Genomic DNA, 22,418 nt, shown 5'->3' with positions numbered 1-22,418 from the left:
TGCGACTCAGGCCTGCAGCTTGAATCGCAACACCGCCCCACGCAGGCCGTTCGCCACGCTGTTGAGCCCGCCGATGGCTTCATTCGACTGGCGCAGCGACTCCACCGTCTGTTGCGAAGCGTCGGTCAACTGCGAGAGTGCATCACTGATCTGGCCCGCACCCGTGGCCTGAGCCTGCATCCCTTCGTTGACCGCGACAAAACGCGGCGCCAGCGTCTGCACCTGGTGAATGATCTGCGACAACTGCCCGCCGACCTGCTGCACTTCCTGCATCCCGCGCCGGACTTCCTCCGAAAACTTGTCCATGCCCATCACGCCGGCGGCTACCGCGGATTGAATCTCCTTGACGGTCTGCTCGATGTCGTACGTCGCAACGCCGGTCTGGTCGGCCAGCCGCCGGATCTCGGTGGCGACGACTGCAAACCCGCGGCCCGCTTCGCCGGCCTTCTCGGCTTCAATCGCCGCATTGAGCGACAGCAGATTCGTCTGATCCGCAACTTTGGTGATCGTCGTGACAACCTGATTGATGTTGCTCGCCTTCTCATTGAGCACGACCAGCTTGGCGTTGATGGAGGCTGCAGCTTCCGTCACTTTGCGCATCGTCTCCTCCATGCGCACCAGCCCTTCCTGTCCACCGCCCGCGAGACCCGCAGTCTGCTCGGCGACGACAGACACTTCCTGCATCGTGTGGACCAGTTCCCTGGAGGTTGCGGAGATCTCTCTGGAAGTGGCGCCGATCTCGGTGGTCGTCGCTGCAATCTCGGTGGCGGTCGCCTGCTGCTCGTTCGACGTCGCCCCGATCTGCGTCACCGACGTGTTGACCTGAATGGCGGACTTGCGCACCTGATCGATCAGTTCGTTGAGGTCGGCAATCATGCGGTTGAACGCATCGCCCAGCGTGCCAAATTCATCCCGCCGGTCCAGTGTGATGCGTTGCGTGAAGTCGCCCTTGCTCACGACGTCGGTTGTACGCAGCAGATAGTTCAACGGTGTCATGATGGCGCGGACCAGAAAGTATCCGCACAACGCGGCGAGCACCAGCGCGACGACGAAGCTCGTTGCGATGCTGATGAGCGCATAGGAAACCGAATCCGCTATTTCCTCTGCTGCATTCTCGGTGGTCAGGCGGTCGTATTCGCTAAGCTCATTCAGCGCGGCCTTCAGGCGCTCCAGTTCGGGAGCCAGCTGCGTACTGATCATGAGCGTCGACTGCGCAGCGCTGGCGGTTTCGTTTGCCTGGATTATCTGCCGTTGGGCCTGAAGGTACGTCACGCGCGAGTCCTGCACCTTCCTGAACAGCTCCCGCTCCCTGTCCGTGAATACGCCTGCCTCATTCCGGGCCATCAGCTCGTCGATGAGCGCCTGATTGGCGGTAATCTCGAGTGACACCTTGTCCATCGTCGCTTGATCTTCGAGCCTGCCATGTTGCTCGATGAGCAGGTAGTTCGTGGTGAAGGCCGACTCCAGGGCCATATCGGTTTCCAGCCCTGGTAACGAATCGGTGCGCAGCGCCCGAATCGCTCCATCGATGCTCCGCAGCTCCGTGAAGAGAACGCCTCCGATGACAATGATCAACGTCAGAATGGCGCCGAAGCTGACCACAATGCGGCGGCGAATCGTCCAATCTTTCATGCTGTGGGAAGCTCCTGCTCTGCAAGTCACTGTGATCGTCGTTCCGGCGCTGGTCGGCCCGGAAGTCGATGCCACGCGAAGATGACGCGCCCATCGGTGACGGGCTGACGGTACAAGGTGTGTCCGCGGGTATCTCTGCGGGTATCTGAACTGTCGACCGGGACTTCGTCGTTCACGGCATCCGTCTTTGCCGCGGAAAGAATGCATCGTGAAGTGAGGCGACGCAGCCGTATTGTGAAGCGCTCGTCATTCCACGTGTGTGTCTTATGTCCCACTAAGCGGGGCGACAGCGACGTGATGGGTTGCGGACACGACTGACGCGTAGGTGAGTGACTACTGCAACAACCATCCGGCGCAAATTCCCTCACGGCACGGACGCCGCTTCGCATGACACCGCCTTCGCGGCGCCGAATATTTTACGTTTTGGTACCGGCTCTCAGGGATTCCACGACGCCTCATTCATCGAACGTCTACGCGGACTCTTCGCTGGATTCCTTATCGTACAGACGCCGCAATCCTACCTTGGCCGACTCCAGCTTGCGCAGCCGGGTCGCCGCAAGCTCTCTGCCCGCTCGATTGATATTGAAAGTCAGCATGGAATCACGGATCGATACGGCGAGGACTTCCGCTGCTGACTACGGTCCGCGGACCGCTTCAACGAACGCGCGATGACGCGCGGGTCGGACGGATCATTCGCAGAAATGCGCCTTCGCTACCTTGATAGAGAAGCTGCCTTCGGCGTTGGGCCGCCCCAATGGCTCAACGCCAGCGGTATTGCAAGCCGACTCCGAGAAAATCCATGGACTCGCTGTCGACCTTATAGCGCGTCCAGCCGCCCGTGAACGCCAGGCCGCCGTCGAGCGCGTATTCAAGCCCTGCGCCGTACGTGAGATCGATGCCGTTTTCTTCACGCTTCACGAAGTCGCCGAGGGAGTTACTCACGGTGTAGTCGGCATTCCATGCAAAGGCGCCGAGCTGCGCCGTGATCTCGAATCCCTTCCCTAGCGGATGGCGTCCTACGAGGTTGAGGTCGAGGCCGCTGGCGGACCGTGGTTGCAGACGGTTCGCATCCCGCAGAAATGCCTGGATGTCGAGAGCGTCTCCCGTAAAAGCGGTCTCTACGGTACCAAGATGCGTGTAGCCCAACTGCACCCCGAAATGCTGCGATACGCGCCAACCTCCAAAGACGCCCCACGCCGTTCTGCTGGAATCCTCGACGCGCGCGCTGACGTCATAGCCCAGATCATTGAGCCGATGGTTGACATCGGCGGAGCTCACGTCCGTGCGCGCGCTTCCCAAGCGAGCGCCCGCATACCAGGCATTGAAATCACCGGCCTGAGCCATGCCGGGCAGCACGAGAAGCAACGCGACGCCGCCGCGAAAGCGGCGACGAAAACACCGCGCGAGCAACATGATCAGCAAGCCACCCACGGTGAGGAAGTTCATGGACCCGCCCCCGGCCTTGCCTTTCGCCGTCACCACGACCGCGAATGCGGCGCTGATGAAGCAGGCTTGGGAAATCGGCGCAGTCGTGAACGTGCTGCCGCTCAGACTGCCGCCGCAACCACTCACCCTTGAGATGCTGTAGCCGGCGGCAGGCGTCACGGTGAATGTTTGCGTTTGGCCTTCTGCGACCATGACGGCTGCCGGCGATAGGGTTCCCTCGCCATTGGCGACGATGACTGTGACCTGGTGCTCCGTGACTCGCGGCTCGAATGCAGCGGTAATGGAGCAGGCTTGGGAAATCGGCGCAGTCGTGAACGTGCTGCCGCTCAGACTGCCGCCGCAACCACTCACGCTCGACATGCTGTAGCCGGCGGCAGGCGTCACCGTGAATGTTTGTCTTTGGCCTTCTGCAACCATGACAGTCGCAGGGGAGATGGTTCCGTTGCCGTTGGCGACGATGGCCGTGACCTGGTGCTCCGTGACCTGGGGCTCACTGGTCCCCGCCCCGTTAAGCGTGACAGCTGCCGGCGCGCCAGGCGCGTCCGAATTCAATTGCAGCACACCAGAATGATTGCCGACGGCATCGGGTGAAAACGTCACCTGCACAGCGCAAGAGGCATTCGGCGCAAGCGTCGCGGGACAGTCGTCGGCAGCAGTAAACGCGCCGCTGATGCTGAAGCCGTTCACGGTGAGATTGGCATTCCCGGCGTTGATCAACGTCACGGAGAGCTGGTGAGCTGTCTGGATCGGCCGCGCGCCGAAATCGATGCTGCCTGGCGAGAATTGCGGGACCGGAGCCGGGGGTGGAGGGAAGCCCGTGAATACAAACTCCACATACGTATGCTGATAATTGATCGAGTAGAGCGGAGTCGCACCCGAAAATACGACGGTATCAAACGTGCCGGTAATCGAAGACGAAGTAAGGAATCTGTACGATCCAGTTGTGACATCGGGATCGAGGTCGATCTGCAAGGTGCCAGCTAACGACGCGGGCCCGGTCACACTCACGACGGAAGTGACGCTGTTGGAATCGATTGCAATGTTGACAAGGCTTCCGAGGGTGCTGCCGGATGGATACGCGGAATTCAGTGTCAAGCTGCCCAGGGTGAGCGTCGTTGCAGGATCCGGAGCGATCGTTCCCGAATTGGCGAAGACATTGCCAGTCAGCGTCCCAACCCCGCTCAACGTCCCTCTTTGCGAGCTCACGTTGGAGTTTCTGCAGACGAAGACGGATGCCGCGTCAATCTGTCCGTTCACTTTGAAATTCGCGTTGTTGACCGTGACGGTCCCCTGATAGTCAGTTGTTCCGTTGTAGACGACGGTGCCCTTTCCGGCGACAAAGACACTTGTTCCTCCTGCGCCGAAGTTCGTGTCATCTGTAAACGCAACCTGATCGCCCAACGTCAAAAGATCGCCCGCATCTTGCGCCCTGAACGTAAGCGCAGACCCTGTGCGCAGAAAAATGCTGTTCCCCACAGCCGAACCGTCGGTTCCATCCGAGCCTCCCGGGCCACCGATTCCATGGGCTCCAGCGTGCGTCGTAGTGTTGGACGTGTTGAAAATCGTTGCCACACCCGAGAGCGCCTGAACCGTGAAATTCAGATTGCTGTCGACGAAGATCGCGCCGCCGATCCCGCTCCCGCCGCCGCCGCCGCCGCCGCCAAAGCCGGATCCGTAAGTGTTGGCGCCGCTGCCTCCCGATCCGCCACCGAGATTTCCAATATCCGCTCCACCCTGAGCGGTCGGGCCGTTCGACGGTCCGCCACCCGCACCTCCACCTCCGCCAAGAGAATTGCCGCCGTCTGCAGACGTTGTTCCCGATTGATTGACGCCACCACCACCGCCGCCGCCGCCTGTGCCCCCCAAGCCTCCTTGTACCGAGTACGAAACGTCATAGGCGCCGGTGCCGGCTGCGCCGCCACCGCCACCGCCGTAACCACCGCCGCCGGCTTTCCCGTCCGCCTCATTTGTGAACGAAACGGAGACAACTCCTCCACCTCCGCCACCTGCTCCCTCTCCACCGTTGCCGCCGGAAGCGATGGGATCCGAAGGGGCGAATGGAGGGATCGACCCTTGAGGCGGACTTCCGTTTGTTCCAGCGCTGCCGCCTCCTCCACCTCCCGGAGGCAAGAAGCCCCCACCGCTGCCTGCGCCTCCGCCGCCTCCGCCCGCGTTGTTCCCGCCGCTGTTGCCACCGCCGCCGGAGCCTGCGGTGATCGAAAGACCGTATCCATTCCCATCCAGGCCAACGCTCTGATCCGAGCCTCCATTTCCCAAATTCGCAAGCGTGCCGATCGTGGCGCGCGATCCCAAGCCGCCGCCGCCCCCTCCGCCGCCGCCGTTCACATCCATATCCACCGAAAGCGTAACGTCACCGCCGTCTCCGCCGAATCCGCCGCCACCAGCGCCCCCAGTCGCGCCTGTGGTTACAATCGATCCGCCGTTTCCACCAAAACCGCCCCCGCCGCCGCCGCCCTCGTTGCCGGTGGGAGAGCCGCTCATATAATTTCCACCGTCTCCTCCGATGGCCGCGGAGTTGTTGATGAACACGTTCATCAACGTGATCGATGGGTTTGAGCCGTTCAAAAAATACTGAGGCGCGTAAATGGCGCCCCCGGCCCCCATGCCGCCGCCGCCACCTGAAATTCCATCGCCGCCGTTTCCTCCTTTAGCCGTGAGGTTCTGAAACGTCATGTTTTGAACCGTGACATTTCCTATGGGGATGAAAAATCCGCTGTACGTGCCGCCGTTTCCGTCGATGGTGACGGTGGGAGCAGCACCCGGATTGCCGATCGTGATGCTCACCGGATTGGGGGAGTTGTTGATGATCGGAAGAATTCCGTTCAGCTGAATCGTCATCGGCGACGCAAAGACGATCGCGTAGTCGTCGGCCGTCGTATTCAAATCCTGATTCATCGAGTTGAGCGCGTACCGAAGATCACCCATCTCACCGAATCCCCCCGGATCGTTGTCGCTGCTCAGCGCAACCGTGATGGTTGTGAGTGCGTTGGCCGTGCCAGAGCTGATCGAAAAGATCAGTGCAAGAGTTACAAGTACGTTCCGCATGATTCCCCTGGCCGCGTCGATTCGAGACATTGTCTGGTCATTGATCACTCCCACTCTAATCTCCCGCTTTCTCAAAAGCGTGAACGCAGTGGGAATTCCGCGAAAGCATTTTTCACGATAAGAACCAGTCCCTGGGAACAGCAGCCAATGTGACCTCGTCGCCTTTATGCATGCGCTCAACGAGTTCTTATACGAACGGGCACTGCAGGGACAGCGTAAATCCCTTCACCCCGACCAATGTTCTCTGAGCCGGCGCAGATCCCAACCGATAACTCCAATCACCGCAGCTGCGGCTCGCGACACTCGGGACCGCTCGCAAGAATCTATTTCCAGACACCGTTTGCTCTCTTCAGTCGCGAACTCGCATCCCATCTGCAATTCGTCGACCTCGGCGGTCACGGCTATGCGCAGGTGCGCTTCACCGCGGAGGAAATGCGAACAGAATTCGTGTGGCGAACGGCCGTTCTCGTACGGGAAGTGCTCGAGGGCGATCCTGGAATTGGTCAGGTCGCCGGGAGTCGACCGCTCTTCAGGAATTCGCAAGACGCATGACCGTGGATGGCCGGACTCTTGCAGGCCATTGCGCCGCGGCCGCGTTCGACTGGAGCCTCACCGACAGCACGACGCTGCTGCTCGATGTCGAACACATTCGCAAAAACATTGCCGAGCCTGCAGCGATTGCACTGCCTGCTGCGGTGGGCGGCCGGATCACGTTGCCGACGGTTCCGCCCTCAACGCGCAATCTCGCCGACGATTGGCATCGCTACGACGCGGTCGCCACGAATGCCGTCGGACGTCTGTCGACGACATGGAGCAACACGATCGCGACGATCGTCGAATTCTCATCGAAGGCCGCGACCGCGTCACGGCGCTCAGGCTGGGGAGCCTGAGCGAGCTGGCCGACGATATCGCGACTTTGGGCAAAGAGCTCGCGCGCAATACCGATATTGAATTTCGATGTGACGTTGTCGGCGACCAGCGCGAATTGCATCCCATAGCCCATGAAGAGAGTTTTTTCATCGTCAGAGAAGCGCTGATCAATGCGTTCCGACATTCAAGAGCGACGCATATCGCAGTGCACGTGCTTTTCGATCGACACGTGCTTTGCATCGAGATACAGGATGATGGGCGTGGCTTTGCACCGGAGATCCTCGAATCAGGCGGCGTGAAGAATCATTGGGGTCTTGTTGGCATGCCCGAGCGTGCCGCCCGCATCAGTTCGACAGTGCGGATCGGGAATCGCGTGGAAGGCGGCGCACTCGTCGAACTGCGCGTGCCTGCATCCGTCGCCTATGAATGAAAGAGTGCGCCCCAGCCAGGAAATTTCGTCTGCCACATGAAATTGCACATCGGTTTCGCTCCCATTCTGCTGCTGCCGCACTCTGACATCGCGACGCCAGGGTAGCCGTCGTCGCGCTGGAATCGCAGCCCAACAGGATGGATACGCCGTGTTCGGAGAATTTCTTGTCTGGAGTTCGATCAGCAGCAGCACGCTGCTTTGCGTCGGGTCTCGTCCCGGTCTTGAACGCGGGCATATCGAATCGCGCCGTCACCCAGTGGGATAAGACGATCTGGAATTGCTTGCACTCCTGAAGGTCGACACCTATCCGTTCGGTTTCAACCGCAAGCCCTCACAAGTGAAGGCCCGGGCAAGCTTCGTGCGGTCCGCCTCGCTCACGCCTTCCCCGCGGGCAATCGCATACGACCTGGCGCGCACGCGCAACTCCATCTCATCGATCAGCACGCTCGCGGCCTCTGGCCCAACACGCCTTTCATACGTGTGGTCTCAAACGTGGCGTCGCCCCCCCGATGCCCCGTTCCAGTGCAATGACCTGGCCATCGCTTCGACGGTCAGGCGACCGGTTTCAGCTGAAACGCGGCCATCGACGCGCGCAACCCGGACGTAACCCGCGGCCGGCAGGCTGAAGGTGCGGCAGTTCCGCCGCGGCATCCGTTGCGTCTGGAGAAATCGATGAGCGCATTAAACAGACTTGTCGGCCCCCGCCCCTTCACTCTTCTGATCATCGGAGCCGCCTTCGCCTACGCAGCGTCCGCGTTGGCTTTCGACCTCGACGACGAGCTGCTGATGCTGCACAACGAGTTCGAGATCGGTAATGGCGAAACGAAGCTCATTGCCGACCACAAGACCCCCGAAACCTACCGGATCTGCGTGTCCAAAGGGCCGGACACGGTGCCGGTCAAGGCGCGCTACGACTCGCAGGAAGGCGTAATCAAGGTGGGTAGCTGCGATAACCTGACTGCAAAGCGCATTGCGCTGACGCCGGCCGGCAGACTGGGTGAGGACATGGTGCTGATCGGAAAGTACGAACGCGTCCAGAAGTGAGCGGATGACTCGTTGACGAAGTGGACTGGTCCCTGCATGAGGCCAGTCCACCGGCATAGATTGCGCGCCAGGCCGCGAGTGCATCCGACGCCTGGGTCAGAAAAAAACAGGGCGGCATATGCCCGAGCGCGTGCTCGATCCAGGGTCTGTTACCTGTTGGTTACTGCTGGCTCGCGGTACCGGACTGCGACCTGCCCGACGCCGGAAGCGGCTGGCAACACCGATACCGGGATGCTTATGATGCGCGCGTTTGGCGCGCTTCTCGGCTCTGGACGTAAAAACAACCCGCAGCAGCGAATGCCGAGCGGTGGCATGATCGTTTGCCTTGCGACCGCGTGACGCTTCACGTCCCCGCGGACCGCAGTTCGATGCAGGCAGGCGCCTTGGTACGATCGGGGACATCCGCTTCATGTCATCTTCCAGTTCCAGTATTCGAATGCTTGTCGTCGATGATCACCCGATGATGCGCGATGGCATCGCTTCCGCCCTGCGCGCTCAGCCGGATATGGAGCTAGTCGGTGAAGCAGGCAACGGCCGTGAAGCCATCGCACGGTTCCGGACACTGCGCCCGGACGTCACGCTGATGGATCTCAACATGCCGGAGATGAACGGGCTGGACGCCCTGCATGCCATTCGCAACGAATTCCCGGATGCGCGCATCGTGGTGCTGACGACTTACAAGGGCGACGTGCTGGCCCAGCGTGCGCTCAAGGCAGGCGCGCTCGGCTATCTGCTGAAGAGCTCGCTGCTCACCGACATGGTCGGCGCCATTCGCGCGGCGCGCGACGGTCGTCGCTATGTGCCGACCGAGATTGCCGTGATGCTCGCGGAGAACATGGGCTCGGAAGAACTGAGTCCGCGGGAGGTCGAGATCCTGAAGTGCGTCGCCAGCGGACTGAGCAACAAGCAGATTGCCTCGCAGCTGCGCGTCTCGGACGAAACCGTGAAGACGCACCTGAAGAATGCGTTCGCGAAGTTGAACGTCAACGACCGCTCGCATGCCATTGCGGTCGCGATGTCGCGCGGCATCTTTCAGTTGTGACGCCTTTCAGGATGCGCATCGTAGCGACTCCCGCACGCCGCGCCCGCACTGGTATTCGACCGTGCTGGGGCAGCTGAGAACCGCGGCGCTCTTCGCGCTGGCATTGTTGGCTGGCGTCGATTCTGAGGCGCTCGATCGCGACCTGACGCTGCGGCAGCTCGAACATCGCTCCTGGAACCACTGGGACCTCGCGCCCGGTACGGGCGCGGCACTCGTGCAGACAACGGACGGCTGGCTGTGGATAGCGACCGCGGTCGGCGCTGTCAGGTTCGATGGTTTTAGATTCGCTGAACGGGCGTCCGCGTCCCTCGATTTCCCTTTCGCGATCTCATCAACCGCTCTGGCCGCCTCGGACGGCTCGTTGTGGATGGGTTCGCAGTTCGGCGGTGTCGTGCGGATGGACACCGACAAAGCCATCTCCGGGTTCGGAATCGATGAGGGTCTTCCCGAGGGCACTGTGAATGCACTGGTCGAGGACCGGCGCGGCGTCGTGTGGGCCGCAGCGACCGGCGGCCTGGCGCGATTTGCTGACGGGCGCTGGCAAATCATGCGCCACTGGGATTTCACCCAGTCGGGCGTGTACGGCGCCTTCGTCGCCCGTGACGATACGCTGTGGCTCGCAACGAAGGACCGCGTGGTCGCAATCGATCCTTCGCGCTCCGGCCATCGCACCGTGCTGGCACTGACCTCACCCGGCGCGTCGCCGAAGTATTTCGCACAGGCACCGGATGGGTCTGTCTGGCTCAGCGCTCCAGGCCTGGGTGTCATGCGAGTCGATGCGCCGTCATCGCGTCAGCGTTGGTTCGTCGGGCAGCAGATCGGCCAGATCCTGATCGATCGTGACGGCAGCCTGTGGATCGCCGGCGATGGGCTGCGCCGTTTGCGCCCCACCGACGGTGGCTTCGATATGGACGCGCGCGAGGCCGAGCGCCGCACGGAAGTGTTCAGGCGCAGCGACGGCCTGAGCGGCAATTGGGTCCGAGCGTTACTTGAGGATCGCGGCGGCAATCTCTGGGCCGCGACCTCAGGCGGACTCGACCGCTTCGCCAACGTCATCGTTGTGAGAGTGCCGACGCCCGAAGGCATGCAATCCTGGGGAAAGCAGGCACTGGTAGCAACGCAGGACGGCGGCGTCTGGGTAGCTGCGAGTGGCGGGCCGGCACTGCTGCGCTACGACGACGGTCGGCTCTCGCAACGGCTCGTGGCTCCGTTACTAACGGCGGGCACGCGAGCGCCCGACGGCAGCGTCTGGTTCGGCGGCCCGCAAGGCGTGGGACGTATCAGTGGGGAGCGTTTCGACCTCATTCCGCTTCCACCTGAAGCGCGCGGCAACGATGTATTGGCGATGACGCATCATCCGGACGGCGCGCTGTGGGTCTCGATCGACGAAAAAGGCGTATTCACCTTGGCCGAAGGAGCGTGGGTGACAGCGGGTGGTGTTGCGAACCTGCCGGCTGGCAGTGCGCTGTCGATGACAACCACCGCAGCAGGCGAGGTGTGGCTCGGGTACCCGCACAATCGACTGGTCCGGATTTCCAACGGACGTGCGACCGTCTTCACTGCAGAAGACGGACTCCAGGTTGGCGCCGTGACGGCGCTGACCGCCACCGCTGACTCCGTGTGGGTTGGTGGCGAAACTGGGCTGGCCCTGTTCGACGGTCGACGTTTCCATGGCTTTGTCCCGTCCAACTGCCAGCCGTTTCTTGCGATCTCCGGCGTCGTCGAGAGAAGCAATGGCGACCTTTGGCTATTGCGGGGCGCCGGTGTGAGCGCACTACTCTCACCTCGCGAACAGCTGACTGCGACGTTGCAGGAACACTCTGTTCGGTGTCGCACCCTGGGCAGCGGCGTGACATACGGTTCTCCACAGGTGGGCGGCGCGTCGCCGTCACTCGTGCACACGCAGGATGGACGATTGTGGATCGCCAACACCGACGGTCTCAAGTGGATCGACTTGAAGAGATTTTCGAACGCGCTGGATCTGCCGTTGCCGGACGGTGCAGACCCCGGTCCGCCGCGCGTCGAGGTTGAATACGTGGAGTGGTACACCATGACAACAGACGAGTCGCCCAGGCGAGAACGCTACATTCCGAACGTCGGGAAAATAGTTCCGGGCTTGGGCCGGTGGCGCGTGCCGCCGCAGCTGCCAGCCCATACCCGGGATATCTACATCACTTACTCAGTCCCCGCTGCCGGACGGTTCGGGTACATGAACTTTCGTCATCGTTTACTGGGCCACTCGGACGGCTGGCACAGTCAGAGGAGCACCACACGCCAGGCCGTCTACACGAACCTCGGTCCAGGCAAGTATCGATTCGAGGTCACCACGGTCAGGGACGACGAGGATCCGCGGGCGCAATCGGCGTTCGAGTTCGAAATCCTGCCCGCGTTCTATCAGACCCGCTGGTTCCATGCCCTGTGCGTGGCGCTTGCAGCGCTCGCGCTGGCGCTGGTGTTTTGGATCCAACTGCAACGCGCCGGCGCCCGTCTGCGCGAGAGGCTGGAAACGCGGATGCACGAGCGCGAACGCATCGCTCGCGACTTGCACGACACCCTGCTGCAGAGCATCCAGGGCCTGATCATCAGGATTCACTCGATCGCCGCGCAGATGCCGGAGCGGGAACGATCTCGCGCAACTCTCGAACAGGCGCTGGGACAGGCACAACAGGTGCTGATCGAAGGTCGCGATCGGGTGACCGCCTTGCGGGATTCGCACGACGGCGATGGGGACATGACCGATGACATCGCCAAGCTCGGCGAGCGCCTCGCGGCCGAGGCCGGGATGGAGTTCCGCTGCAACGTTCATGGGAGCGCGCGGCCACTGCATCCGATCGTCCGCGAAGAAGCCTTCCTCGTCGTTCGCGAAGCCATGCTGAACGCATTCCAGCACGCGCAGGCCGGCCATGTCGCAACGGACATTTTCTTCGAACGCACTGCCTTGCGCATTACGGTGACCGATGACGGTCGTGGTCTGCCGCCGGAGATACTCGCTGCCGGCAGCCGTGAGGGTCACTGGGGCATGACGGGTATGCGCGAACGCGCGCAGCGCATACGCGGAACCCTCACCATCGAGAATGGTCCGCGCAGCGGCGTGCGGATCGAACTTCGCGTTCCGGCCGCCGTCGCCTATCGGCTGGCCGGTCGCGGCATACGGCGACCGCTGCGCTATTTCGAATCGCGGTAGAAATCTGATCCAGCCAAATAGGACAGCTTCACTGATGCGTGCATCTACCTGGTTGATGGCGACGACAGTCCTGGCCTCACCGTTCTGTGTGCTCGGCGAGACGCTGGATAGCGTGATCGTCGAACGCTCCCGCTACACGAGTGATGTCGAGATGGCGGGCAAGATGCCCGTCGATCCACGCGAGATTCCTGCTTCGCTGTCCGTGATCACGGAACAGCGCATGCAGGATCAGCATCTCACCAGCATCGCCGATGCACTGACCCAGGTCACCGGCGTCACCGTGGTTCCGAATGACGGCGTCCAGAGCCAGTATCGCTCGCGCGGCTATGCACTCGGTCTGATGCTCGATGGGGTACCCGCCTACTCGTCTTTCTCGGGCTATGGACAGCTGGATCCGGCGGTCTACGAACGAATCGAAGTCCTGCGCGGTCCGACCGGCCTGCTGCAGGGATCGGGCGAACCGGGCGGATCGGCGAATCTGGTCAGCAAGCGGGGTCGCGATCGTTTCGGATTGACCGCCGCCGTCGACCTCGGCAGCTGGAACGATCGCCGCGCGAGCCTCGATGTCACCGCGCCGCTGAATACCAGCGGATCGCTGCGAGGCAGAGCAGTCGGTGTGTACGCGGAGCGCGACTCCTTCGTGGATCTCGCGCAGTACGAACGTCGCCTCGCCTACGGCAACCTCGACTGGGACATCACAGGCTCGACGACGCTCAGCCTGAATGCGACCTCACAATCCGATCGCAGTCTGGCGAGCTACTCCGGTTTGCCTGCGTTCACAAGCGGAGTTCAGCTGAACGTGCCGCGCTCGACGAGCGTGAGCCAGCCGCACAATCGCAACGACTGGGATACCGTCGATATGAGTGCCGTCGTCACTCAGCGCATCGGAAACTCCTGGCGCGTCGTCGCGCGGTGGTGGCATCGCGATCAGCAGCTATACTTTCATGATGCCTTTACCGTGGATGGTGTCCGCGACTCGGACTTCACTGTGCCGTTCGGGCGCCGCAGGTACGACTACGACTATTCACGCGAAGCAGTCGATGTGTTTGCCACCGGGGAAATCGCACTGTTCGGTCGCACTCATCGGCTTCTGGCCGGATACAACTACGACAGCTTCGACCAGACGTTCGTCGGGGTGCAGCGCTCCGCTGCCGCCGACGTCATCCGCGTTCCGTTCGATCAGAGGGCATTCGTTCCACCGCTGCAGCTTCCCTACGACCAGGGCGGCGAGACGCAACGCAGCCAGAGCGGCTTCTACCTGCAGGCGCGCCTTGGCGTCACCAGCGACATGACACTGATCCTGGGCGGCCGGCTCAGCGAATTCGATTCGCGCTCCCGCTCGAGCGCGCCGTCCACCGCCACGCCCTGGCGGCAGGGCGATCGCGACCGGAGCGAGTTCACCCCCCTGGCCGGTGTCGTCTACGACGTGCAACCCTGGCTTTCGCTCTATGCGAGCTATGCGGACATATTCACGCCGCAATCGACTTTGCGGCGTGCCGATGGCGAGTCGCTCGATCCCCGCATCGGCCGGCAATACGAAATCGGCGCCAAGGCCGAATGGTTCGACGGTGCGTTGCAAGGATCCTTAGGGTTGTTCGATCTGCGTGATGAAGGCCGCTCGCTCGCGGACACGGCCAACCCCGGTTTTTTCCGCAACGCGGGCGAGGTGGAATCCAAGGGCTGGGAAACCGAATTCGTCGGCAGTCCGATGCCTGGTTACGAAATCCAGGTAGGTTACGCGCGCCTCGATTCTCAATTCGTCGTGGCGCGACCGGATCAGCAGGGCGACAGATTCTCCGCGATCGAGCCGAAGCATTCGTTGAAGCTCTGGGCCATCCGTCGCGCCGCGCGCGAGGCGACTTCCGGATTTACCTTCGGCGCCGGACTCACCTATCAGAGCGGCATCGAGTTCGATCCACGTACGCAGGGCGGTTACACAGTGGCCAATGCCATGCTCGGCTATCGTTTCAACGAGCAAGTCGCCTTCCAGCTCAACGGCAGCAATCTCTTCGACAAGGCGTACTACGCCCGGCTCGGCCCGATCAACGCCTACAACACCTTCGGCGCGCCACGAAACTACTCGCTGGGAGTGCGCGCGACGTTCTGATCAACAGGGTGTGTCCCTTCTGGACACGCAACTCCGTTCGACACGCTCGCGGACCTGGGACAGCTGGTCCTGTGCGCGTCCGACGACGGTCTCGATGCTTTGGCGCTCGGCGACGTCCTGCGGCAGCCTGCTGGCGATGCTGTGCACGTTGAGAATCAGTCCCTGCGTGTTCTGCATCATCGTATCCGCGACTTCCTCGAACATACGCAGTCGTGCACGCAGGCGTCGCACCTTGAAATGACAGTACGCTGCGACCATCGCCAGCAGAACCAGCAACACCCACCAGCAGATAGTCACGGCGTTTCCTGCGGAGTTGTTCATACGGCTTACCCCCTCCCTGCCGGGCGACCTTGCCCATAGTCCATAGCCACTCTTCCCTCACCAGGCGAGCGCGCAGGCCGGGTGAATATCTACCCAAACGCGAGCACTTCACTCCCCCGAAAAGGGGATCCGCCAGGCCACCGTTTCTGGGCTACCGCATAATCGGCCGACGCCCAATGATGCGCACCCGACGGAGGTGCTCATTATGAAAAATCCAGCTCAGCCCATCGTAGCCATCGTGAGTGGTGACGAGATGACCCGCACGTGGGTTGCAACCGCAGTCGCTACCGCGGGATTGCGTACGATGACATTCTCGTCCGTTGCCGATTACATCCACCCTTATGGATCGGGCGCCATTTCCTGCGTCATCCTCGATACCGAACCGCCCAATGCCAGCAGCTTCGACCTGCAGCTGCGTCTCGCCCGCAGCGGCGTTCCCGCGTTGTTCGTAGCGCGCGAACCGAACATCTCCTGGTGCGTGCGCGCACTGAAGGCCGGCGCCGTCGATTTCCTCACTCTGCCGTGCGACAAGGCACGCCTGCTCGAGGCCGTGCAGGAGGCCTGCGCCGATGCGCTGAGGTCACGCAGCGCGCGCGATCGCATCGACGAACTGGCCATTCGAATGCGAACGCTCACCAAACGGGAGCAGGAGGTGTTCGCGCTCGTCGTCAGCGGGCTGTCGAACAAGCAGATTGCGGGGCATCTCGCGATCAGCGAGACCACGGTGCAGGTTCATCGTGGCCGGGTGATGCGGAAAATGCGGGCCGACTCGCTCGCCGAACTCGTGCGCATGGCCGACGCCCTGCAGCTTCCGCTGACCGCGAGATCATCGACCGGTGCGGCCCCCACGCGACGCCGCACAGACACGATCGCGGTTGGCGAGCACAGGAGGGAGTGCCCCGCGATGGCATTTTTCCGCTGATGCACTTGCCGCTGGTCGACGAGGCTGCATCCGCCGTGATCGGGATGCCCGGGTTCATTACCGTTGCAACATCCGCGTTCCCCGACGACACGATCCTGGAACCTCCGGTGTTCAGCGTGGCGCTTCGTCGGCCGAACCACTGGCGCACATTCGCGTCTCGTGGGCGCCAGAGAGTCGCAATCTCCGCAGAGACGCGGGTTCGGTCCGCGTGGCGATGTTGAACAGACACGATGATGACGACCATGACCAGGCAATCCCTGCTGCGTTCGAACCGGCTTGTGCAAAGGCTTGCACTTGCCATCGCGCTGCTGCTGCCTGGCTTTGCCAGCCCTGCCGGGGTGGACGCCTGCCGAGCGGCGGCCGACGCGGTGACGTGCCTGGGGACTGTCGCGCGCATTCCGCTGGTAGACCGAACGATCTGCCCTCGCCACGAGCAGCAGGACCTGGCGACGGCCGAGAATCAACTGGAGGCGGACACGGACGCCCGGGATGCAGCGCGCCTGCGTCTCGTCGAAGAGCGTCTGCGTGAGGGCCCTCCGTCGGCAGACCCGACGATATATCCGGATCTCGAAGATCGGCTGGACGCTGCGCGCACACACGTGGCTGCCGACACCGCACTAGAGGTCGAACTGACGCCTTCGGGAAAGACGACCACCTGCCGGGATCTGCCAGCCACAGATCCGATCAATCCGCAGGACATCATCGAAGTCATTTTTGATAGTCCGGGCGACCGGCTGCAAGTACTGCAGCGCGCACGTGAAGCCCGGCGGACGATCACAATCGAAAGCTCACGGCCCGAACTGCAGCGTGCGATTCCGGCGAAGATCGTGAATGTGGTCACGGTGGTTCAGGCCGACGGCACCATCGTCCGCGCGCATGCAAAACTCGACGACACGACTACAGCACTGCTTGACGGTGACACCGTCATCGTGCGCATTCCATTGCCGTGAGATTCGCCCGTGACACAAACAGGTGATCTGCCAGTCGTGCGGAAATTCAAAAAGATCAGCTCCGCTCCTGTTCTTGCACTCAGCCAGTCGAGAGGACAGCGATGCTCTGCCTGCGTCGATCCTTCCCCTCCCGATCGACTTTTTATCTACGCGTCTCGGGCCATTGAGCGCCCAGAGAACGCAACAACTGCGCAGCGGCTACAGATGAAATGCGCGCAGACATCATGCTGAAGCGCACGCGGCGCAATGTACGTCGACAGATCCGGAGGTACGAATGAAGGAAAAACTCGAAAAGCAGGGACTGACGTGGAACGTGCTGTCCGTCAAACGCCCCGGCCTCGCGCGTGATCTGCCGCACGCCCGCCCGGAACTCACGTGGGTAGCGAACTCCGCGACGCTCATCTCGGGTCGACGCGATGCCGTGCTGGTGGACACTTTTCTCACGAGCGAACACTCGCAAGTGCTGCTCGATTGGGTGGTTGCGAGCGGCAAGAACCTTGTAGCCGTGTATGTGACGCACGGTCACGGCGATCACTTCTTCGGGCTTGTGCCGCTGCTGGAACGCTTCCCGCAGGCCAGGGCGGTCGCTACTCCTGCGGTCGTCCGCGCGATGCGCGCACAGCTCACACCCGACTGGATCGATGGCTTCTGGCGCAGGCTGTTTCCGGGGCAGATCCTCGATCATCTGACGAGCGCCGAGCCGCTGGGGAACGGAACCCTCGAGCTTGAAGGCGAGCCACTGATCGCTGTGGAAACGGGGCACACCGACACCGCGTCCTCATCCTGCCTCTTCGCGCCCTCGATCGGACTCATCGCAGCGGGTGACGTCGTCTACAACGGCATTCACCCGTACCTCGCCGAGACGAATACGCATAGCCGGCTCGAGTGGATCGCCGCGCTCGACAAGCTCGAGGCATTGCAGCCCAGTGTCGTGGTCGCCGGACACAAGGTGCCGGAGAACGACGATGATCCGCGAGACATCGGGCGCACGAGGCAGTACATCCGCGACTTCAATCGCCTCGAGGGCCTGACGCATACGGCGCTCGAGCTGTATGACGCGATGCTCCACCTGTATCCGGATCGCGCCAATCCAGGCTCGCTCTGGGGCGGGGCGAAAGCGGCCAAGACCGTGTCGACGCCGAGCTGATTTCAAAATCCGATCCGCGATAGCGCATCGCGGCCTTCTCCTTCACGTTCGACTGAACGCACGCAGCCGTGGGCTTTCCTGTTTTTTCCACCAGAGGTACTCGTCATGAAGAACGTCATTGCAACCATTGCTGCTGCCGGAGCAGTGCTGACCGGATCGCTTGCGAACGCGGCGAACGATCGTCCCACTGTCGTGCTGGTCCACGGTGCATTCGCCGATGCGTCGAGCTGGAACGGCGTGATCCGGATTCTCGAGAAAGAAGGTTACCCGATCGTCGCAGCGGCCAATCCGTTGCGCAGCGTGAAGGGAGATGCCGCCTACGTCAGCGATATCGTTGCAAGCATCGAATCACCGGTGGTGCTCGTCGGGCACTCGTACGGCGGAATGGTGATCAGCGAGGCGGCCAAGGGCAATTCCAACGTGAAGTCACTGGTGTACGTGGCAGCGTTCGCACCGGCAGCCGGAGAAACCAGCCTGGGCCTCTCCAACAAATTTCCTGGCAGCACGCTCGGCGCAGCGATCGCCAAACCCGTCGCGCTGCCGGGTGGCGGCAAGGATCTCTACATCCAGCAGGAAAAATTCCCCGGGCAATTCGCCGCGGATGTTGCGAAAAGCGAGGCGCGGTTGATGGCAGCGACGCAGCGTCCGATTGCGGAAGTAGCATTGAACGAAGCGGCGAGTGAGCCTGCCTGGAAGAACATTCCTTCGTGGTTCGTGTACGGCACCCAGGACAGGAACATTCCTCCGCAGGCGCACGCGTTCATGGCAGATCGCGCACGGTCACGCGAAACCGTCGTCGTCGAAGGCTCCTCACATGTCGTGATGGTTTCGCATCCGGCTGCGGTGGCGAAGCTCATCGGGCAGGCCGCTGCGATCAAGTAGCGAAAATATCTCTCGCCGCGCATCTGGCGCGGCGAGAGCGTTCGACGATCGTCTCGAGACGCAGCCGCATCGATCGAAGGTCAGGCCTGATCGCTTCTGTGCTCAGGGCGGCCTGCGCCCCTGAATGGAATTCGCGAACGACAGGATGAGATCCGCGATCGCCTGATACTCGCCGCCGAGATGATGACCGGAGCCTATTTGCGCCGTCGTCGCGCGATCCGCCGGAATTTCCGGACAAAGTGTGTCGTTGTCGTCTGCGCCGCCGTACAGGCACAACAGCGGTAAACCAAGTTTGTCGATTTCCGGCATGACTGGCAGGCCCCCGCTGCCGCCGGACAACATCTGCCCGATATGGATTTCGAGTTCCGTGGCGTGCCCTGGGGAAAGCAGCGTGATCGCAGCGATTCGACCGCGCCACTGCTGCGGCAGGCGGTTGACGAGAAATGGCAACACGTCAGCGCCGTGAGAGTATCCGACCAGCAGCAACTGATCGTCGACGCCCTGCGCGGCGAGATATGTGCGCATCACCCGTGCAAGGTCCTGAGTCGCCTCCTCCGGGCTGCGTGCATGCCAGAGATATCGCAGCATGTTCATCCCTACGACCCGCACGCCAGCAGCTGCCAGGCGAGCACTGACGGCTTCGTCCAGCGTCGCCCAGCCACCGTCTCCGGAATAGAAGATGACCAGGCGCTGCGGGCCCGGGACTGAGGATCCCCGTGGCTGCACTTCGATCAGCGGCAGATCGGCCAGTGCAGCAGGAATTTCCGTTGCGTCCGCATCCGTCGCGACACCCAGAAGAATCAGCGCCACCAGACCAGCGATGCGAATGCTCACTTCGTCACCAGCTCTTTCAGACCGCCGGCGATAAGGATCGAGATGTCCGCCAGCACTCGCGGAGCAGCCAGGCCGCCTGGCGCGGCGAGATAGCGCGGCTCCCACACCGGCCGGAATTTCGACTTGTAGCGTCGCAGGCCATCGAAGTTGTAGAAATGCTCGCCGTGCCTGTAGATGAAGTTGCCCAACCTGTGCCACACCGGCGCCAGCTGGTGTGTGGGCAAGCCGGACAAAGGCGCCATGCCGAGGTTGAAGGCACCGAATCCCTCTGCTCTGGCCCACAGCATCAACTCGACGAACAGGAAATCCATCGTGCCGTTCGGTGCGCCGGACGAGAATCGCATCAGGTCCACCGAAAGCTCACTATGGTCCGGCGTCGTCCAGACATTCGCGAAGGCCACCGGTTCGTCTCGATAGCGTACGAGCGCGATCGGAAACTGATGCAGGTACGCCTCCGAGAAACTCCCGACCGAGAAGCGCTTCTCCGCAGTTGCCTTGGCGACGAGCCACTCCTGCGAAATGCCCCGCAGTGTCGGCATCAGCGTCTCCGCGGCGCCGACTGGCACTATCTCGAACGAGGCACTGGCACGCGAAACGCGCCGGTGAGCATGTCGCAACTCGGAACGCGAGCTGCCGTCGAGTGAAAACTGCGCCAGCGGCACCCGCGCCTCCTCGCCCAGTTTGAACAGCTCCAGCCCCAGATCGACGTAGAGCGGCAGTCTGTCGCCGCTCACCTGGTAGAACACCGTCCATCCACCATGCCGATCCGACAATTCGCGGAACTTCCAGACCAGTTGCTGATGGGCGCAGCGATCACCCACCGGGTCGCCGAGTGCCACCCAGCTACGGCGTGCAACCTGATACATGACGAACGCGGATCCTGAATCACTCATGAGCACGCGCTTGTCGCCGGCGAGCACGGCCTGCGCAAGCGACGATGTCGCCTGTCCGAGGGCGGCATGCAGTCCGCCCGGACCGTCGTTCGGGCCACTGTCGGCCTTTGCATGCGGCGGACCCAGTAGATTGGACAGCAACAGGACCACGGCCACGATCGCCGCGACCAGCGAGCCTCGCAACATCCGTGAAGCATCGGCGTGCAGTGCGAAGTGCCACCAGAGTTCGTTGGAGTAGGCGACCTCGCGATACATGAAGAAGCCCACGCAGGTGACGAGGACGAGCACGGCGGCGACACTGGCGATCCATCCGCCGGTGAACCGCTCGTACAGGAGCGATGAGGATCGGTAAAAGGCTGCGCGGCCCAGGTACAGGACACCGAGGATCGCCGACAGCAGCAGTGCCTCTTCGACATCGAGCCCCTGAAGCAGCGAAGCGGCGATGCCCGCGAGCAGCAACCAGAACACGATGTCATACGCTGCCCTTACCCGCCGCAACAATGCGCGGGCAAGGATCAGCAGCGCCGTGCCGATCGCACTGCCTGCAAGGTGGGAGATTTCCAGCACCGGCAGGGGCAGCAGATGCCTGATCATGGAAAGTCGTGAATCGATGAGCGGCGTCGCACCCGACAGCAGCAGCACAATGGCGGCGATGAAGACGATGGCCGCCGCCAGGCGCGGCATGATGGAGCCGAGATAGAGTTCAGCGGCACGAATCAGAACGATCAGTCGCGCCCGCTGAGCGACAACCTCCCGGAACGCGAACAGCACCAGGGCGAGAGCCAGGGGCGCCAGGTAATAGATGGCTCGATAGGCAATGAGCGCACCGAGCAGATCGTGTCGGGGCACCTGCGGCAGGAACAGCAGGACCATGGACTCGAACACGCCCACCCCGCCGGGCACGTGGCTGAGCAAGCCGACGGTACAGGCAATCACGTAGATGCCCGAGAACGCGACAAAGCCGACATTCGCGCTGGCGGGAAGCAACGTCCACAGGACCGCGCACGCCAGTGCCACATCGATCACGCCAACGATCACTTGCCTCACGGCGAGCTTCGTTCCCGGTAGCGGCAGTGACCATCCGCGAAATTGCAGCGCGGTTCCAGGCCGCGCCGCGTAAGCCAGATAGGCCACGACGCCCGCCATTGCCGCGGCACCGACCACCCGAACCCAGCCGTCCGGAATATTCGCCACCCCGGCAACCCCGGCAGGCATCAGCACGAGCGACATTCCACCGACGAGTATGCAGCCGCTACCCAGTGTCAGCACGTTGAAGGCAGCGATGCGTGCGACATCGCCGATGCTTACGCCCTGGGCCGCATAGAGTCGATAGCGGATCGCAGCCCCGGTCAGCGATGCGAAGCTGATGGTGTGCGAGAAGGCGTAGGCAATGAACGCCGTGAATACGATCAGGGCCCTGTTCAACCGCTTGCCGATGTAGCGCAGTGCCAGGAAGTCATAAAAGGTCAGCACCAGATAGCTCACCACCGTCAGAGCGATCGCGGTTGCCACTGCACCGAGGCGGATGCCGCGGGCACTGTCCAGTGCGGCGCTGAGCTGGCGTGCGCTGAGCTCCTTGTGCAGGATCAGCGCCGCTATCGCCAGCAGCGCGAAGGGGATGAGAGCGCCGAGCCAACGTCCCAGTCGA

17 protein-coding genes are annotated in these 22,418 nt (G+C 62.3%); 10 read left to right on the top strand and 7 right to left on the bottom strand.

Annotation, left to right across the window (positions count from 1 at the left end; translation table 11 throughout):
- Positions 1-6 precede the first annotated feature (6 nt).
- From VIZ63_RS25145 to VIZ63_RS25135, 4 genes are all read right to left on the bottom strand, one after another.
- Positions 7-1,632 carry a methyl-accepting chemotaxis protein gene (locus tag VIZ63_RS25145; RefSeq protein ID WP_331612606.1) on the bottom strand — a complete coding sequence of 542 codons (1,626 nt, stop codon included), beginning with the start codon at positions 1,630-1,632 and terminating at the stop codon, positions 7-9.
- A gap of 470 nt (positions 1,633-2,102) precedes the next feature.
- Entirely contained in the window at positions 2,103-2,228 is a 126-nt protein-coding gene (locus VIZ63_RS25140; RefSeq protein ID WP_331612605.1) for a DUF3175 domain-containing protein, read from the bottom strand.
- Positions 2,222-2,290, bottom strand: coding sequence for a hypothetical protein (locus VIZ63_RS25540; RefSeq protein ID WP_349261278.1), 69 nt, complete (start codon positions 2,288-2,290; stop codon positions 2,222-2,224). The genes VIZ63_RS25140 and VIZ63_RS25540 overlap by 7 nt, the downstream gene beginning before the upstream one ends.
- Before the next feature lie 101 nt (positions 2,291-2,391).
- Positions 2,392-6,198, bottom strand: a complete 3,807-nt coding sequence (locus tag VIZ63_RS25135; protein WP_331612604.1) for a choice-of-anchor D domain-containing protein — start codon at positions 6,196-6,198, stop codon at positions 2,392-2,394.
- Positions 6,199-6,698: 500 nt separating this feature from the next.
- Here VIZ63_RS25135 and VIZ63_RS25130 point away from each other — a divergent pair, with 500 nt between their 5' ends.
- From VIZ63_RS25130 to VIZ63_RS25105, 6 genes are all read left to right on the top strand, one after another.
- Entirely contained in the window at positions 6,699-7,034 is a 336-nt protein-coding gene (locus tag VIZ63_RS25130; protein ID WP_331612602.1) for a hypothetical protein, read from the top strand.
- A complete protein-coding gene (locus VIZ63_RS25125) occupies positions 6,953-7,444 on the top strand; it encodes a sensor histidine kinase (protein WP_331612601.1) in 492 nt (163 codons plus the stop codon). Before VIZ63_RS25130 ends, VIZ63_RS25125 begins: the two co-directional genes overlap by 82 nt.
- Positions 7,445-8,116: 672 nt before the next feature.
- On the top strand, positions 8,117-8,488 hold the full coding sequence (locus VIZ63_RS25120) for a hypothetical protein (protein ID WP_331612600.1): 372 nt from the start codon (positions 8,117-8,119) through the stop codon (positions 8,486-8,488).
- Positions 8,489-8,924: 436 nt separating this feature from the next.
- On the top strand, positions 8,925-9,530 hold the full coding sequence (locus VIZ63_RS25115) for a response regulator transcription factor (protein ID WP_331612599.1): 606 nt from the start codon (positions 8,925-8,927) through the stop codon (positions 9,528-9,530).
- A gap of 61 nt (positions 9,531-9,591) precedes the next feature.
- Positions 9,592-12,714, top strand: coding sequence for a sensor histidine kinase (locus VIZ63_RS25110; protein WP_331612597.1), 3,123 nt, complete (start codon positions 9,592-9,594; stop codon positions 12,712-12,714).
- Between the two features lie 55 nt (positions 12,715-12,769).
- A complete protein-coding gene (locus VIZ63_RS25105) occupies positions 12,770-14,821 on the top strand; it encodes a TonB-dependent siderophore receptor (protein ID WP_331612596.1) in 2,052 nt (683 codons plus the stop codon).
- Here VIZ63_RS25105 and VIZ63_RS25100 read toward each other — a convergent pair whose 3' ends face one another.
- Positions 14,822-15,142, bottom strand: coding sequence for a hypothetical protein (locus tag VIZ63_RS25100; protein WP_331612595.1), 321 nt, complete (start codon positions 15,140-15,142; stop codon positions 14,822-14,824).
- A 205-nt stretch (positions 15,143-15,347) separates the two neighbouring features.
- Between VIZ63_RS25100 and VIZ63_RS25095 the strand changes: the two genes are divergently transcribed.
- From VIZ63_RS25095 to VIZ63_RS25080, 4 genes are all read left to right on the top strand, one after another.
- Complete coding sequence (locus VIZ63_RS25095; protein ID WP_331612594.1) at positions 15,348-16,064, top strand: response regulator transcription factor; 717 nt, start codon at positions 15,348-15,350, stop codon at positions 16,062-16,064.
- A gap of 242 nt (positions 16,065-16,306) precedes the next feature.
- The gene (locus VIZ63_RS25090) at positions 16,307-17,014 is read left to right on the top strand and encodes a hypothetical protein (protein WP_331612593.1); all 708 of its coding nucleotides are present in this window, start codon (positions 16,307-16,309) and stop codon (positions 17,012-17,014) included.
- A 274-nt stretch (positions 17,015-17,288) separates the two neighbouring features.
- Positions 17,289-18,161 (top strand): MBL fold metallo-hydrolase, encoded by an 873-nt coding sequence (locus tag VIZ63_RS25085; RefSeq protein WP_331612592.1) that lies wholly within the window; start codon positions 17,289-17,291, stop codon positions 18,159-18,161.
- Positions 18,162-18,266: 105 nt separating this feature from the next.
- Positions 18,267-19,043, top strand: a complete 777-nt coding sequence (locus VIZ63_RS25080) for an alpha/beta hydrolase (protein WP_331612590.1) — start codon at positions 18,267-18,269, stop codon at positions 19,041-19,043.
- 102 nt (positions 19,044-19,145) lie between these two features.
- On the opposite strand, the gene VIZ63_RS25075 is transcribed toward VIZ63_RS25080, so the two are convergent.
- Both VIZ63_RS25075 and mprF read right to left on the bottom strand, forming a co-directional pair.
- Complete coding sequence (locus tag VIZ63_RS25075) at positions 19,146-19,877, bottom strand: AcvB/VirJ family lysyl-phosphatidylglycerol hydrolase (protein ID WP_331612589.1); 732 nt, start codon at positions 19,875-19,877, stop codon at positions 19,146-19,148.
- Positions 19,874-22,418: bifunctional lysylphosphatidylglycerol flippase/synthetase MprF (gene mprF / locus VIZ63_RS25070; protein WP_331612588.1), on the bottom strand; the 2,545-nt coding region annotated here is incomplete at its 5' end. The genes mprF and VIZ63_RS25075, both read right to left, overlap by 4 nt.

Origin of the sequence: Povalibacter sp. (assembly GCF_036520495.1) — a bacterium.
Lineage (GTDB): Bacteria > Pseudomonadota > Gammaproteobacteria > Steroidobacterales > Steroidobacteraceae > Steroidobacter.
Note: the sequence above shows the minus strand (reverse complement) of the source record. Positions and strands in the feature narration are given on the sequence as shown.

Coding starts and splice junctions, on each gene's coding strand:
- VIZ63_RS25145 (WP_331612606.1), bottom strand. CDS start 1,632: ATGAAAGATTGGACGATTCGCCGCCGCATTGTGGTCAGCTTCGGCGCC.
- VIZ63_RS25140 (WP_331612605.1), bottom strand. CDS start 2,228: ATGCTGACTTTCAATATCAATCGAGCGGGCAGAGAGCTTGCGGCGACC.
- VIZ63_RS25125 (WP_331612601.1), top strand. CDS start 6,953: ATGGAGCAACACGATCGCGACGATCGTCGAATTCTCATCGAAGGCCGC.
- VIZ63_RS25120 (WP_331612600.1), top strand. CDS start 8,117: ATGAGCGCATTAAACAGACTTGTCGGCCCCCGCCCCTTCACTCTTCTG.
- VIZ63_RS25115 (WP_331612599.1), top strand. CDS start 8,925: ATGCTTGTCGTCGATGATCACCCGATGATGCGCGATGGCATCGCTTCC.
- VIZ63_RS25105 (WP_331612596.1), top strand. CDS start 12,770: ATGGCGACGACAGTCCTGGCCTCACCGTTCTGTGTGCTCGGCGAGACG.
- VIZ63_RS25100 (WP_331612595.1), bottom strand. CDS start 15,142: ATGAACAACTCCGCAGGAAACGCCGTGACTATCTGCTGGTGGGTGTTG.
- VIZ63_RS25095 (WP_331612594.1), top strand. CDS start 15,348: ATGAAAAATCCAGCTCAGCCCATCGTAGCCATCGTGAGTGGTGACGAG.
- VIZ63_RS25090 (WP_331612593.1), top strand. CDS start 16,307: ATGACCAGGCAATCCCTGCTGCGTTCGAACCGGCTTGTGCAAAGGCTT.
- VIZ63_RS25085 (WP_331612592.1), top strand. CDS start 17,289: ATGAAGGAAAAACTCGAAAAGCAGGGACTGACGTGGAACGTGCTGTCC.
- VIZ63_RS25080 (WP_331612590.1), top strand. CDS start 18,267: ATGAAGAACGTCATTGCAACCATTGCTGCTGCCGGAGCAGTGCTGACC.